The sequence below is a fragment of the Confluentibacter lentus genome (assembly GCF_002806995.1).
GTDB lineage: Bacteria > Bacteroidota > Bacteroidia > Flavobacteriales > Flavobacteriaceae > Confluentibacter > Confluentibacter lentus.
In genome coordinates, this window is sequence record NZ_NIHE01000002.1 from 479,315 (window position 1) to 494,759 (window position 15,445).

Below are 15,445 nucleotides of genomic sequence, written 5' to 3' on the forward strand. Positions count from 1 at the left end.
GTAAATTAGCCTTAGGCCGTTTTTTAAAAACGGCCTTTTTGTTTTTTAAGTGTTCATTAAAGATTCAATGTCGTCAGCTTCAATCGGAATGTTTTTCATTAAATTAAATGGTTCCCCTGTTTCTTGAATAACCACATTGTCTTCTAATCGAATTCCAAATCCTTCCGCAGGAATATAAATAGCTGGTTCAACAGTAAATACCATATTCGCCTGCATAGGTTCGGTTAAAATCCCGTAATCATGTGTGTCTAAGCCCATGTGATGGGAGGTGCCGTGCATAAAATATTTTTTATAGGCTGGCCATTCTGGATTTTCATTTTGCACATCGGCTTTATCCAATAAGCCTAAACCCAATAATTCCGAAGTCATAAGCCTGCCTACTTCAACATGATAATCCGCCCAAAAAGTTCCTGGAGTTAACATCTTTGTTGCTTCTTTCTTTACTCTATTTACGGCATTATAAACATCTTTTTGTCTAGTTGTAAAGCTGCCCGAAACGGGAATGGTTCGGGTCATATCACTAGAATAGTTGGCATATTCTGCGGCGACATCCAACAACAACAAATCGCCTGCTTTGCATTGTTTATTATTTTCAATATAGTGCAATACGTTCGCATTACTTCCCGAAGCAATAATGGGGGTGTAAGCAAATTTTTTGGAACGGCTTTTTATGAATTCATGAATAAATTCCGCTTCAACCTCATACTCCCAAACATTGGGTTTTACAAAATTCAAAATACGGCGGAATCCTTTTTCGGTAATATTACAAGCTTGTTGGATTAAATCTATTTCAATTGGGTCTTTTACCGACCGCAACCTTTGTAATATGGGATTGCTCTTGGCAACCGAATGTGCAGGATATTTATTTTTAAGCCATTTAGTGAAACGGTCTTCCCTGGTTTCGGTTTCTATGGATGATCTATAATGTTCATTGGTGTTGATGTAAATGGTCTCGCATTGCGTCATAAGTTCATGCAAGACTTTTTCCATCTCACTAAGCCAATAAACTGTTTTAATTCCAGAAACCTTAAAAGCGGCTTCTTTGGTAAGTTTTTCACCTTCCCAAATAGCAATATGCTCATTCGTTTCTTTTAGAAATAAAATGTCGCGATGTTTTTCTTTGGGGCAGTCTGGAAACAAAACCAACACACTTTCTTCTTGGTCAATCCCACTTAAATAAAAAATATCCCTATGCTGCTCAAAAGGCAAGGTGCTATCGGCACTAATAGGATAAATATCGTTAGAATTAAATACAGCTAAACTATTAGGTTTCATTTTAGCTGTGAAATTTTTACGATTTTTTATGAATAGCGAATTATTTATCGGAGGATATTTCATAACGTATCTGTTTCATGTAAAAGTAAAAAAAGCAAATTAAAAATTGGCGTTAATTTAAAAATCAGAGTTATTTCATAATTAAGAATTCTTTTTATTATATTAGTTTCCTTGAATGTTTTGTGTTAACCCATTTAACTCTTATTACATGAAAAAAAATACTATTTTTCTTGTTTTACTTTTGTTGTTTAATATTAAAATTGTTTTTGCTCAATCTTTTCTTAGGGAAATTCCTTTAAGCCAACAGATTGAAAATTCAAGTTTAGTTATTGAAGGAAAAGTAACATCAAAGAAATCTTTTTGGGATGCTGAACACCGACTAATTTACACATCCAATACTGTAGAGGTTTATAAAGTATTCAAGGGTAAATATATTGAAACGGTTGAGGTAATAACAGTTGGGGGTACAGTTGGCTTAGATGCTTTAATTTCCTCAACTAGCTTAAAACTTCGCGAAGGTAATATTGGCGTTTTTATGCTGTACAACTCTAATATTAATTTATCCCAAAGCAAACAAAATAATACAAATGAATTTAGGCCTTACAGTTCTTCACAGGGTTTTTATAAATATGATTTGTATGGAAATACAGCCTCAAATCCCTTTGGAAAAAGAGATAACATCAAATCTTCATTCTATAAAGAGATAACAGATAAAACCAGAGCCGATTATATTAATGTTAAAAGTTTTGACACTTCAATTTATGCCAAGGAAGCAACAGTAAATAAGGTTTTAGCTATTACTAATTTTACGCCAACAACAGCTACAGCAGGCACAAAATCAATTCTCACCATCAATGGGTCTGGGTTTGGAGCTAGTCCAGGAACTGTTAGTTTTGCAGATGCCGATGATGGTGGAGCTAGCTTTATGGATGCTTTAACTACTCAAATAGTATCTTGGAGCAATACTACTATTCAAGTAGAAATACCTAGTGGCGCAGGCACTGGTAAAGTTCGTGTCAATGGCGTTTCTACATTTACTTCTGCGGATGATTTAACCATAGAGTATTCAGAAACCAATGTGGAATATGATCCAGATGATGATACAGAAGACACCCCCCCAGGCACCAATGGACCTTTAGAAAGAAGAGCATATAATGTTCAGCATATTGGGGGAAATGCTGGCTTATGGCGCATGCAAACGGATTTTTTTAACGATACAGAGCATCCCGGTGCTAAAGCAGCATTTGAAAGAGCTATTGAAACTTGGCGTTGTAATACTGGTATAAATTGGACAATTTCATCTTCTGCAACATCAATTGATATTGTAAGTGGGAGCGATGCTAATGTTGTAAGATTTGACAACGGAGCAGAACTTGATGCCGGAGTTCTAGGCACTTGTTATTCTTTCTATCTAGGTTGTGGAAGTTACCCAAATTATAATTGGTACGTAGTAGGAATGGATATTGTTTTCGATGGTAGCACCAATTGGAATTTTGGACCAGATGGGACAACTGCACTTGAATATGATTTCCAAACCATTGCACTTCATGAATTAGGCCATGGCCATCAATTAGGTCATGTTAATGACGCAAACGATTTGATGAATTGGAGTATTGGTTCAAATGAAGAGCAAAGGGTTCTAGCCTCAAGTAACATACTGGCCGCAAGTATTGTTCAAACTAGAAGCACTGCATCCAGTGTTTGTGGCCAATTGGATGCAATGGATTATGCTGGTTCTTGTTCTTTAAGTGTAGTGGAAGATGAATTAAACAATAATCTCTTGGTTTATCCTAATCCTGTGAGGAATCAACTATTTATAGAATCTGCTTCAACATCTAATTTAGTAAAGGCAATTATTTATGATATTAATGGTAGATTGATATCAGAATATAACATTTCAAACCCTTCAAAAGTTAAAACCATTGATTTGTTGAATGTTTCTAAAGGGATGTACTTTCTCAAAATTAAATCTGATACTGCTGAAGTTACCAAAAAGGTCATGGTTCATTAAATTGAAAGGAAAAGACCAGTATTTTTAATGTTTCTTCAATATTTACTTCTAAAGTATAATAGGCTATGCGAGTTTCACATTATGCCTTTTATCATCAGTCAATCTTTTTTAAAATCATTCTAAATAATAAAAACAAATACTTAGTTTCTTGTCTAAAATAGCATCCTAACCTACATTTGCATTCTTATCAAATAACTTCTAAAAAATGAGTGGATTTTTTAAATCTTCGATTGGAAGAAAAGTAGCCATGGCACTTTCGGCTTTTTTTCTTATGATATTTTTAATAATGCATGTTTCTGTAAATTTATTATCTGTTTTTAGTGAAAATGCATTTAACACAGCATCGCATTTTATGGGTACAAATTGGCTTGTTCAATTTATAATGCAACCCATTTTAATTTTTGGAGTCGTTTTTCATTTTGTTATGGGATTTGTACTTGAAGTTAAAAATAAGAAAGCTAGAGATATAGCTTATGTTAAAAATAACGGTGCTGCCAATTCTACTTGGATGAGTAGAAATATGATTTATAGTGGATTGGTAATCCTGGCCTTTATCGTTTTACATTTCATTGATTTTTGGTTTCCCGAGTTAAACTATAAGTACATTGTTGGAAATCCTGAAGATCCAACACGTTATTTTCATGAATTACAAGAAAAATTTGTGCATATATGGAGAGTTGCTGCATATATCATAGCATTCATTTTACTAGGATTACACTTGGCACATGGTTTTACATCAGCATTCCAATCATTAGGAATTACTGCTGGCAGAAAGAAAACATTACAAAGTATAGGTAAAGCGTATGCCATTTTAATCCCGTTAGGATTTATATTTATCGCTTTATACCATCATTTTAACCATTAATCTTATAAATATGGCTTTAAATTCAAAAATACCTGAAGGTCCAATTAAAGATAAATGGACAGATTATAAAAATCATATTAATTTAGTAAATCCAGCTAATAAGCGTCACATCGACATCATCGTTGTTGGAACGGGTTTAGCTGGTGGTTCTGCTGCTGCTACTTTAGCGGAATTAGGCTATAACGTAAAGGCATTTGCTTACCAAGACTCTCCGCGTCGCGCACATTCAATTGCTGCGCAAGGAGGTATTAATGCTGCAAAAAACTATCAAGGTGATGGAGATTCTACATACCGATTATTTTACGATACCGTAAAAGGAGGTGATTACCGTTCTCGTGAAGCGAATGTATATCGTTTAGCTGAAGTATCTGCCAATATTATTGACCAATGTGTTGCTCAAGGCGTTCCTTTTGCACGTGATTATGGCGGATTACTAGATAACCGCTCATTTGGAGGTGTATTGGTTTCCAGAACATTTTATGCAAAAGGACAAACCGGACAACAGTTATTATTAGGAGCTTATTCTGCCATGAACAGACAGATTGCTCGTGGTAAAATAGAAATGTTTAACCGTCATGAAATGCTTGATGTTGTTAAAGTTAATGGAAAAGCAAGGGGTATTATAGCACGTAATTTGGTTACTGGAGAAATCGAACGTCATTCGGCTCATGCAGTTGTAATTGCGTCTGGAGGCTATGGCAATGTATATTATTTATCTACCAATGCTATGGGAAGTAATGCTACTGCAGCTTGGAAAATACACAAAAAAGGAGCGTTTTTTGCCAATCCATGTTTTACGCAAATCCATCCAACTTGTATTCCGCGTTCAGGAGATTATCAATCCAAATTGACATTGATGTCTGAATCTTTAAGGAATGACGGCCGTATTTGGGTACCAAAACATATTGAAGATGCCAAAGCGCTGCAACAAAGAAAAATGAAACCTACAGATATTCCTGAGGAAAACAGGGATTATTTCTTAGAAAGGCGTTACCCTGCTTTTGGTAATCTGGTGCCTCGTGACGTGGCTTCTAGAGCAGCCAAAGAGCGTTGTGATGCTGGTTTTGGAGTGAATGCAACTGGAGAAGCGGTGTATTTAGATTTTGCTTCTTCAATCGAACGTTACGGAAAAACACAAGCTAAAATTCAGAATTTAGAAAATCCTTCCAAGGAAAAAATATACGATTTAGGAAAAGCAATTGTTGAAGAGAAATACGGAAACTTATTTCAAATGTATGAGAAAATTGTTGATGAAGATCCATATAAAACACCAATGATGATTTACCCAGCAACCCATTATACTATGGGAGGAATTTGGGTAGATTATAATTTAATGACTACTGTTGATGGCTTATATTGTATTGGAGAAGCTAATTTCTCTGAACATGGTGCCAATAGATTGGGAGCTTCAGCATTAATGCAAGGGTTGGCCGATGGTTATTTTGTATTGCCTTATACCATTGGCGATTACTTGTCAAATGAAATTAGAACAGGAAAAATTCCAACAAACACTCCAGAATTTGATGAGGCAGAAAATGATGTTAAAGAACGACTAAACTTCTTCATTAATAATAAGGGAGAACATTCTGTAGATTATTACCATAAAAAATTAGGTAAAATCATGTGGGATAAAGTAGGCATGTCTAGAAATGAACAAGGCCTTAAAGAAGCTATGGCTGAAATTAAAGAACTTCGAGAGGATTTCTGGAAAAATGTAAAAGTTCCCGGGAAGTTAAACGAAATGAATCCAGAATTGGAAAAAGCGGGACGCGTTGCAGACTTTTTAGAGTTAGGTGAGCTTTTCGCCAAAGATGCATTACATAGAAATGAATCTTGTGGAGGCCATTTTAGAGAAGAATCCGTTGAAATAGATGGAGAGCAAAAAGGAGAAGCCAAACGTAATGATAAAGAGTATGCTTATGTAGCAGCTTGGGAATATAAAGGAGAACCTTCGGCTGCTGTTTTACATAAAGAAGTACTAGAGTTTAAAGATATTGAACTAAAACAACGTAGTTATAAATAGTTGATGGTTTGTGGTTGTTAGTTGATGTTTTAAAATTTAAACATATCAAACAGCTAGCAACCAATGACCAACAACCAACAACTAAAACATATGAATTTAACGCTTAAAATTTGGAGACAAGAAGACTCAAAATCAAAGGGTCGAATGGTTGATTATAAAGTTACTGAGATTTCAGAACATATGTCTTTTTTAGAAATGATGGATGTTTTGAATGAACAACTTGTTAATAAAGGTGAAGATCCAGTTGCTTTTGATCATGATTGTCGTGAAGGTATTTGTGGTATGTGCTCAATGTACATTAATGGTGAAGCACATGGCCCAGATAGAGGTGTAACCACTTGCCAATTACACATGCGAATGTTTAAGGATGGTGATACCATAACTATCGAACCGTTTAGGGCGACTGCTTTTCCAGTCATAAAGGATTTGGTTGTTGATAGAAGTGCCTTTGAGCGCATTCAACAAGCAGGAGGCTATATTTCAGTTAATACATCAGGGAACACCCAAGATGCTAATTCCATTCCAATTTCTAAACATGCTGCCGATGAAGCGATGGATGCAGCAACCTGTATAGGTTGCGGTGCTTGTGTCGCTACTTGTAAAAATTCTAGTGCCATGTTATTTGTTGGAGCAAAAGTGTCTCAATATGCGTTGTTGCCGCAAGGACAAGTAGAAGCTGCAGACCGTGTGAGAAACATGGTGGCGCAAATGGATTTAGAAGGCTTTGGAAATTGCACAAACACAGGTGCTTGCGAAATTGAGTGCCCTAAAGGCATTTCTTTAGAAAATATTGCTAGAATGAATAGAGAATTAATGAAGGCTTCTATTTAGTATTAGAAACATAATAAATGTAAAAAAGAAAGTGCGACTTTATTTAAGTCGCACTTTTCGTTTGAGACAGTTTTAGTAACCAATTAAAACTAGAAAAAATTGACTACAATATTAATGGCAATAATAGCAATTACCATAACGATCAAAGAAATCATGATGAACGTATTCAAGAATTTGCTCTTTTTTTCCATAGATAAATTTATTAGCTAGTCTTTGGGGCTCTCTTGAAATTTAAATTTTTTTTTGAAAACCCTGTACCATTACAGTACAGGGGTTTTTTAAAAAATCCTCTCTCTAAGAATTAATTAATAGCGTTGTAAAACTAAATTTTAAATAGGTGAAATAAAATACGCACTTGTAAGTATTTTATTTTCTTAATAAAAAGCATTTTTTGATTTAAAAAAGAAAGCTCCAGATATATAATCCAGAGCCTTCAATAATTCTCCCTAAGAACTAATTAATAGCTCTGTAAATGTAAATTATAGATATGTAATAAAAAATACGTAGTTCTGCGTATTTTATAAGAAGTCCTTATTTAAAGACGCCCAAATAGAAAGTGATGTCGGTTTATTATCAAGTTTAAGTTTGGCAACAATATGACTTCTATGTTTATGCACCGTTTTTATAGAAATACAAAGTTCATCAGCTATGTCTTGGCTTGTCTTATTTTCAGAAATTAGCTTAAGAATTTTTAACTCAGATTTAGTTAACAAATCTAAACAGTCTGGTTTATTAGACATATTATTGGTTTTTAGATGGGCCGATAATTCTTTACTAAAGTAAGGCTTATTCTGTAAGGCATTGTTAATACAAATTTCTATTTCTTCAACAGCAAACTCTTTTAAAATGTAACCATATATATCAAGTTCCATTGCCTGATCGAAGAGTTCTTCTTCTTTGTCAAAGGTTATTAAAATAATTTTTGTTTTAAGATTGTTTTTTTTACAGGCCTCTGCAATTTCCAAACCTGTTTTATGGGGCATTCTAATATCTAGAATGGCTATATCTGGTTTATATTTTACTATTAAGCTGTAAGCAGTATTTCCATCTTGTGCACTTCCTATAATGTTGAAGTTTTTAGAAGTTAAGAAGTCTGTTAAACCTCTAAGCATAAGAGGGTGGTCGTCTGCTATTACTATAGAGATATTCATTAGTTATAAGAATAGTTTGTTACTATTAAACCCAAAAATAAGCCTTTTTTAAAAGCAATGCCTTACAATTTTAAATAAAGATGTTTTTTATCATAATCAATGATAGCCTTTCCCTTTTTTAAAATATCTGCACCAATAATACCGTCAACTGGCTTAGACTTATGATATGTAAGCGCTTCGTTTACATGGGTAAGATTAAACAATATTAAAGCCGTTTTATTGCTACGCCATTTTCCGATTTTCACTTTGTTTCTTATGGACATTTTGGTATCCATATTAACAGCTCCAGCTCCAGCAGCCTTAATTTCAGAATCTTCTACATCCAATTTAAATGTCTCAATGGCTTCAAATCTCAAACAAGAACTAGAAGCTCCTGTATCTAAAATGAACAATCCTTTGCGCCCGTTAATGGTTGCCTTAATTTCAAAATGATTCGTTTTAGTTAAATGAAGCTTAACTTTAGTATAGTTTTTTTCAAAAAGAAATTTTTCAAGTGATTGCATCTATTATCAATTTTAAACAAAGATAATGATGTAAAACATTTATTTTTACATCACAAGTTTTATAACTAAAGTAAAGATGATTGTCACAGATACGCACACCCATTTATATAGCGAAGCTTTTAATGATGATAGAAATGACATGATAAAACGGGCTTTAGATGAAAATATATCCCGATTCTTTATTCCAGCAATCGATTCTACTTATACAGAAGCCATGTTTCAGCTTGAACGGGATTATCCAAATCATGTTTTTTTAATGATGGGTTTACATCCTACCCATGTGAAAGACAATTATAAAGATGAACTTAAACATGTTGAAGACATGCTCTCAAAAAGAAAATTTTACGCCGTTGGTGAAATTGGCATTGATTTATATTGGGACAAATCGACGTTAAAAATTCAGCAAGAAGCTTTTAAATATCAAATTCAACTAGCTAAAAAACATAAGCTGCCCATAGCCATTCATTGCCGTGAGGCTTTCGATGAAATCTTTGAGGTTTTGGAAACAGAAAAGAGTGATGATTTATTTGGGATTTTCCATTGTTTTACAGGAACTTTAGAGCAAGCGCACCAGGCCATTTCTTATAATATGAAATTGGGAATAGGAGGCGTAATCACTTTTAAAAATGGCAAGATTGACCAGTTTTTAAAAGAAATCGATTTGAAACATATTGTTTTGGAAACAGACGCGCCCTATTTAGCACCAGTGCCATTTAGAGGCAAAAGAAACGAAAGTGTTTATATTATAAAGGTTTTGGAAAAATTATCGGAGTTATATAATATGCCTTCAAAGGACATAGCAGAGATTACGACTCAAAACTCAAAAGATATTTTTAAAATTTAAAGTATGAAAACCAAACCAAGCATATTGCTTATATATACAGGGGGCACTATTGGTATGATACGGGATTCGGAAACGGGATCGTTGCGTGTTTTCGATTTTAAAAATCTTTTGGATAAAATTCCTGAACTCCAACAATTGAAATGTGATGTAAAATCAATTTCATTTATAAAGCCAATAGATTCAAGCAACATGAACCCAAATCATTGGATCCAAATTGCAGAAATCATAGAATCTCATTATAATATCTTTGATGGCTTTGTCATATTACATGGAAGTGATACCATGAGTTATACATCTTCAGCATTAAGTTTCATGCTTGAGAATTTAGCCAAACCAGTTATTTTCACTGGCTCACAATTGCCTATTGGAGATTTACGAACCGACGCCAAAGAAAATTTGATAACAGCAGTAGAACTAGCCTCTTTATATAAGGATGGCAAACCAGTAATCACTGAGGTATGTTTATATTTTGAATATAAATTATACAGAGCCAATAGAACTACTAAAATTAATGCCGAAAATTTTGAAGCTTTTGCGTCTTCCAATTATCCCGAGTTAGCAGAATCTGGGGTTCATTTAAAAATTAATTATCCATATTTATGGAAGTCAAATGTAACCGACCCTTTAAAAGTTCATAAAACATTAAATACTAATATTGCTTTAATTAAACTATTTCCCGGGATAACGGAAGTGTTTTTAAAGACCATGTTAAACACACCACAATTAAAAGGGGTTATTTTAGAAACATTTGGTGCAGGAAACTGTATGACCGAATCATGGTTTATCAATTTATTAAAAGAAACTATTTTGAATGGAATACATATTATTAACATCACCCAATGTATTGCCGGCAAAGTTAATATGGGGCAATATGAAACCAGTAGCCAACTCAAAGAGATAGGGGTTATTTCAGGAAAAGACATGACAACAGAATCTGCCATTTGTAAACTTATGCACTTGTTATCAGCCGAAATTTCTCATGAATCATTCAAAACAATGTATGAAATGTCTTTACGTGGAGAATTGTTATAAAATTAACTTTTAAAGTTTTAGCATTTAACAATTTTTTCGTTATTTGCCTGCCTAAAATAAAATTCTCAGAATAAAGAGAGGTGGCCGAGTGGTCGAAGGCGCACGCCTGGAAAGTGTGTATACGCCAAAAGCGTATCGAGGGTTCGAATCCCTTCCTCTCTGCTGATATTTTTATTTTTTTAATGTATTTTTTTATATCTTTAACACTTTAACTAATAAATTAAGATTTGAACATGAAAAGATTATTTTCTATCCTTGCCATATCTGGAATGATGGCTTTTGGAACTGTTAATGCAACTACAAATGCAACTACTAGCGCAGCTATAACCACAGTAGCTAGTACAACACAAGATGACGCTCCTGTTGAAGAGGAGTTGGGATTTCATCAAGGATTAAAAAAGAGGTTTATTGAAGGAGGCCCAGGGTTTATGGGTATTGTATTATTATGTTTAATTTTTGGATTAGCCATAGCTATCGAGAGAATTATCTTTTTAAGTCTTTCTACAACCAACACAAAAAAATTAACTCAAGAAGTAGAAGACGCTTTAGCCTCTGGTGGTGTTGAAGCCGCAAAAGAAGTTTGCAGAAACACAAGAGGACCTATTGCCTCTATCTATTATCAAGGATTAGATAGAACAGACGAAGGTTTAGAAGCTGCTGAAAAAGCTGTTGTAGCTTATGGTGGTGTTCAAATGGGACAATTAGAGAAAAACGTTTCTTGGATTACATTATTTATCGCATTGGCACCGATGCTTGGATTCATGGGTACAGTAATCGGGATGATTGATGCCTTCGATAAAATTGAAGCAGCGGGAGATATGAACCCAGCATTGGTAGCAGGAGGTATTAAAATCGCCCTTTTAACTACAGTATTTGGTCTTATTGTTGCTATTATACTTCAAGTATTTTACAATTACATTATTGCAAAAATTGATAGCATTGTTAACGATATGGAAGATGCTTCTATCACGTTAATGGATTTGCTAATCAGACAAAAAAAGTAATAATTAAACAACAAAAATCATGAATTCACAAAAATTATTAACTATTATATTAGGAATTATTGGAATCATATCCATGGTGTTCCTATTTATAATAATAAATGTAGGAGATGAGGCCATCAGCGCAGGTGAAGCTAGCGGATCTGTAGATACATTTATGTATATTTCGTACATAATTTTATTTGCAACTTTAGCCATAGTTTTATTTTTTGTTGTAAAAGGATTATTTACAGGAAACATCAAAAAGACGTTAATGTCTGTAGGTGCTTTTGTAGCAATCATTCTTATATCATACATCTTATCATCTGGAACAGATTTAGACCTAACAGCATTCAACAGTAAAGGATTAGGTATTACAGAAGCCATTTCTAAAAATGTAGGGGCAGGTTTAATTGCTTTTTATATTTTAGGGTTTTTAGCAATAGCCTCTATGGTTTATTCTGGATTTAATAAAATATCTAAATAATTATGGCAAAAAGAGCAGCACCCGAAGTTAATGCAGGCTCAATGGCCGACATTGCTTTCTTATTATTAATATTTTTCTTGGTTACTACAACCATTCCTAAAGATTCTGGAATCAGCAGAAAACTGCCTCCTATTGATGAAAGCGAAACAGAACCTCCTATTATTAGACAAAAAAACATTTTCACTGTTTCTCTTAATAATAGAAATCAAATGCTAGTTGAAGAAAATCTTATGGAAATCGAAGATTTAAGAGCGGCAGCTGTTGAGTTTCTGGATAATAATGGTGATGGAACCTGTACTTTTTGTAAAGGAAAAAGAGACCCAAACTCTTCTGATAACCCAGATAAAGCTGTAATCTCATTAAAGAACGAAAGAGAAACCTCTTACGCCACTTACATTTCGGTTCAAAATGAATTAGTTGCAGCTTATAACGAACTAAGGAATAGAAGAGCTCTAGAAATAGGGGCACAAAAAGGATTTCCTAACATGAACTTTATTGAAATGCAGGCTAAGCTTGATGATGTAAGGTGGAGTGGAAATAAAACGAAGTTAAAAGAAGTTATTGAGCAGATACAATTGGAGATTCCTCAAAAATTATCTGAAGTACAATAATAACTTTCATTTGGAAAAAAACAACAATTATGGCAAAATTTAATAAAAAAAAGAGTGGAGATTTACCTCCAGTTAATACAGCAGCATTGCCTGATATTGTATTCATGTTGTTATTCTTCTTCATGGTAGCTACAGTAATGAGAGAGAACACTCTTAAAATAGCTAATATTCTACCTGTAGCAAATCAAGTAGAAAAACTTGACAAGAAGAATCCAATAAGTTATATTTATATTGGAAAACCTAGCGACAATTATGCTTCTAAATTTGGAACTGAAGCAAGAATACAATTAAACGACGACTTTGCTGATGTAAGCGAAATAGTGCCTTTTATAAACCAAGAAAGAGCTGCTTTAAGAGAAGAACTTATTCCTTTCTTAACAGTGTCTTTAAAAGTTGATAAAAAATCTAATATGGGTATTGTTGGAGATGTTAAGCAAGAACTTAGAAAAGCCAATGCTTTAAAAATTAACTATACCACAGGTACAGGTGATGTATCAGCAAACGCTGAATAATATTCCTTGTTATACATAAAAAAAGCGCTTCTAAAAAGAAGCGCTTTTTTTATTCTTGTGTCGCATCATAATCAGGATACAAAAACTTGTTATATGGAAAACGAGTGACGTGGATTTCCCTAACCTCATCATAAACCCGCTTTTTAAAATCTTCTAAATTTTGTTTGTTCAATGCCGAAATGAACAAAGCATTGTTTTTGCCTACTCTGCCCATCCAAGTACGTTTCCACTCATCTAAAGTATAATTTGCTTTGGTTCTAACCGCAACTAAATCATCTTTATCAAAAGGCTCAGCTTCATAGGCGTCAATCTTGTTGAACACCATAATAGTCGGCTTATCATTACTTTTAATTTCTCCTAATATTTTGTTTACAGATTCTATATGCTCTTCAAAATTAGGATGTGAAATATCAACCACATGAAGCAGTAAATCGGCTTCCCGAACCTCATCAAGCGTACTCTTAAAACTTTCAACCAATTGGGTTGGCAATTTTCTAATAAATCCAACAGTATCACTTAACAAAAATGGCAAGTTTTGAATCACTACTTTTCTCACGGTAGTATCTAATGTGGCAAACAATTTGTTCTCTGCAAACACGTCGCTTTTACTAATTACATTCATTAAGGTCGATTTCCCCACATTGGTATAACCCACCAAAGCAACTCTTACCATGGCTCCTCGATTACCACGCTGCACAGACATTTGCTTGTCTATGGTTTTAATACGCTCTTTTAAAAGGGAAATTTTATCACGAACAATACGTCTATCGGTTTCAATTTCGGTCTCCCCAGGACCACGCATACCAATACCCCCTTTTTGTCGCTCAAGATGCGTCCACATACCTCTTAATCGGGGCAATAAATATTCGCACTGCGCCAATTCTACTTGTGTTCTGGCATAACTAGTTTGGGCTCGTTGTGCAAAAATATCAAGGATTAAATTGGTTCTGTCTAAAACCTTACAATTAAGAATTTTACTAATATTACGTTCTTGGGCCGAAGACAATTCATCATCAAAAATGGCAGTTCCTATATCGTTTTCATCAATATATTGCTTTATTTCTTCAATTTTACCCGTTCCCATAAAGGTTTTAGGGTTGGGCATTTCCATCTTTTGAGTGAAGCGTTTTACGGCATAACCACCAGCGGTAAATGTTAAAAACTCCAGCTCATCTAAGTATTCCTTAGATTTATCTTCATCTTGATCTTTAGTAATAAGACCTATTAAAACAGCTCTTTCTAAAGTAATATCTTTCTTTTCTAACATAAAAAAATTTAATGTACAAAGTTACATAATTACAGCCATTTTAATTTTTATATTTTTATCGTTTATTTGTACTTATGACAGATTATATGGAAGATATTTTGGTAAGGCACGATATGCAAACCATGGCATTTTATAATTGTGAAAACCTCTTTGATGTTTACGATGATAAGCGAACAAATGATAATGATTATACACTTAATTCCTCAAGAAAATGGACGCCCCAACGGTATGAAAACAAACTTAGAAAACTAAGTTTTGCCATCTCTAATATTGGTAAGAAAGAAACTGGAAAACACCCTGCTTTGGTTGGATTGGCTGAAGTTGAAAACGCTAAAGTTGTTAAAGATCTTATAAGTCAAGCAAATCTCGAAGACTGTAATTATAATTATATACATTATAATTCTTTAGACAAACGCGGTATTGATGTGGCCTTAATTTATGATAGAACCATTTTTAAAGTAACCCATTCCGAAACATTTTCTATTGATTTAGTTAATGTACTAGATGGCAATTTAGATGTTACCAGAGATATTTTATTGGTAAGCGGTTTGTTGGATGGAGAAAAAATGCATGTTATTGTAAACCATTGGTCATCTAGAAGGGAAGGCGAAAAAGAAACCGAGCATAAACGGATGGCTTCTAGCAATAAAGTGAGTGAGATTATACGGTTTTTAAGAGCTGAAGATGCCGATGCTAAAATTATTATTATGGGCGATTTTAATGATGAACCCTTTAGCGAGAGCATTATAACTTTGATAGGCACCAACCAATTACATAACCCCATGAAAACAATTCGTTCTTTTAGTAGAGGTTCGACCATCCATGATAGAAAATGGAATTTATTTGACCAAATCATCATTTCAATAAACTTTCTTAAAAGTACTGAAAACCAGTTTGAGTTTTTTAAAGCCGATATTTTTGATGATGCTTTTTTAAAAACTTTTAGAGGACGATATAAAGGCACCCCTTTTAGAACGTATGCTGGTAAAAAATATACAGGTGGTTATAGCGATCATTTTCCAGTGTATGCTATTTTTAAGAAATAATAAATTC

15 protein-coding genes and 1 tRNA gene are annotated in these 15,445 nt (G+C 33.8%); 12 read left to right on the forward strand and 4 right to left on the reverse strand.

Translation table 11 applies throughout. The annotated features are described in order from the left end of the window. Positions 1–45 precede the first annotated feature (45 nt). Positions 46–1,338, reverse strand: a complete 1,293-nt coding sequence (locus CDH50_RS06070) for an aminopeptidase P family protein (RefSeq protein WP_100611114.1) — start codon at positions 1,336–1,338, stop codon at positions 46–48. A 145-nt stretch (positions 1,339–1,483) separates the two neighbouring features. Here CDH50_RS06070 and CDH50_RS06075 point away from each other — a divergent pair, with 145 nt between their 5' ends. The 4 genes from CDH50_RS06075 to CDH50_RS06090 all read left to right on the forward strand — a co-directional run bounded on the left by CDH50_RS06075 (position 1,484) and on the right by CDH50_RS06090 (position 7,005). After that, positions 1,484–3,286: a T9SS type A sorting domain-containing protein gene (locus CDH50_RS06075; RefSeq protein ID WP_198513439.1), complete on the forward strand. Its 1,803-nt coding sequence runs from the start codon at positions 1,484–1,486 to the stop codon at positions 3,284–3,286. A gap of 205 nt (positions 3,287–3,491) precedes the next feature. Then, on the forward strand, positions 3,492–4,151 hold the full coding sequence (locus CDH50_RS06080; protein ID WP_100611116.1) for a succinate dehydrogenase cytochrome b subunit: 660 nt from the start codon (positions 3,492–3,494) through the stop codon (positions 4,149–4,151). Between the two features lie 10 nt (positions 4,152–4,161). After that, positions 4,162–6,174, forward strand: a complete 2,013-nt coding sequence (locus CDH50_RS06085; RefSeq protein WP_100611117.1) for a fumarate reductase/succinate dehydrogenase flavoprotein subunit — start codon at positions 4,162–4,164, stop codon at positions 6,172–6,174. Positions 6,175–6,264: 90 nt separating this feature from the next. After that, positions 6,265–7,005, forward strand: coding sequence for a succinate dehydrogenase/fumarate reductase iron-sulfur subunit (locus CDH50_RS06090; protein WP_100611272.1), 741 nt, complete (start codon positions 6,265–6,267; stop codon positions 7,003–7,005). Positions 7,006–7,523: 518 nt separating this feature from the next. On the opposite strand, the gene CDH50_RS06095 is transcribed toward CDH50_RS06090, so the two are convergent. Then, positions 7,524–8,156 carry a response regulator gene (locus CDH50_RS06095; RefSeq protein WP_100611118.1) on the reverse strand — a complete coding sequence of 211 codons (633 nt, stop codon included), beginning with the start codon at positions 8,154–8,156 and terminating at the stop codon, positions 7,524–7,526. A gap of 62 nt (positions 8,157–8,218) precedes the next feature. After that, the gene (locus CDH50_RS06100) at positions 8,219–8,659 is read right to left on the reverse strand and encodes a retropepsin-like aspartic protease (RefSeq protein ID WP_100611119.1); all 441 of its coding nucleotides are present in this window, start codon (positions 8,657–8,659) and stop codon (positions 8,219–8,221) included. A gap of 76 nt (positions 8,660–8,735) precedes the next feature. Here CDH50_RS06100 and CDH50_RS06105 point away from each other — a divergent pair, with 76 nt between their 5' ends. The 7 genes from CDH50_RS06105 to CDH50_RS06135 all read left to right on the forward strand — a co-directional run bounded on the left by CDH50_RS06105 (position 8,736) and on the right by CDH50_RS06135 (position 13,125). Then, positions 8,736–9,503 (forward strand): TatD family hydrolase, encoded by a 768-nt coding sequence (locus CDH50_RS06105; RefSeq protein WP_100611120.1) that lies wholly within the window; start codon positions 8,736–8,738, stop codon positions 9,501–9,503. A gap of 3 nt (positions 9,504–9,506) precedes the next feature. Next, a complete protein-coding gene (locus CDH50_RS06110; RefSeq protein ID WP_100611121.1) occupies positions 9,507–10,535 on the forward strand; it encodes an asparaginase in 1,029 nt (342 codons plus the stop codon). 74 nt (positions 10,536–10,609) lie between these two features. Beyond that, a tRNA-Ser gene (locus CDH50_RS06115) sits at positions 10,610–10,697 on the forward strand. A gap of 71 nt (positions 10,698–10,768) precedes the next feature. Next, positions 10,769–11,539 (forward strand): MotA/TolQ/ExbB proton channel family protein, encoded by a 771-nt coding sequence (locus tag CDH50_RS06120; RefSeq protein ID WP_100611122.1) that lies wholly within the window; start codon positions 10,769–10,771, stop codon positions 11,537–11,539. A 19-nt stretch (positions 11,540–11,558) separates the two neighbouring features. Beyond that, entirely contained in the window at positions 11,559–12,002 is a 444-nt protein-coding gene (locus CDH50_RS06125; RefSeq protein WP_100611123.1) for a hypothetical protein, read from the forward strand. Between the two features lie 2 nt (positions 12,003–12,004). After that, entirely contained in the window at positions 12,005–12,613 is a 609-nt protein-coding gene (locus tag CDH50_RS06130; RefSeq protein ID WP_100611124.1) for an ExbD/TolR family protein, read from the forward strand. Positions 12,614–12,642: 29 nt separating this feature from the next. After that, complete coding sequence (locus CDH50_RS06135) at positions 12,643–13,125, forward strand: ExbD/TolR family protein (RefSeq protein ID WP_100611125.1); 483 nt, start codon at positions 12,643–12,645, stop codon at positions 13,123–13,125. Positions 13,126–13,174: 49 nt separating this feature from the next. On the opposite strand, the gene hflX is transcribed toward CDH50_RS06135, so the two are convergent. Further along, the gene (gene hflX / locus CDH50_RS06140; protein ID WP_100611126.1) at positions 13,175–14,392 is read right to left on the reverse strand and encodes a GTPase HflX; all 1,218 of its coding nucleotides are present in this window, start codon (positions 14,390–14,392) and stop codon (positions 13,175–13,177) included. A gap of 74 nt (positions 14,393–14,466) precedes the next feature. On the opposite strand from hflX, the gene CDH50_RS06145 reads away from it, so the two are divergent. Beyond that, positions 14,467–15,438, forward strand: coding sequence for an endonuclease/exonuclease/phosphatase family protein (locus CDH50_RS06145; RefSeq protein ID WP_100611127.1), 972 nt, complete (start codon positions 14,467–14,469; stop codon positions 15,436–15,438). Positions 15,439–15,445: the final 7 nt, after the last annotated feature.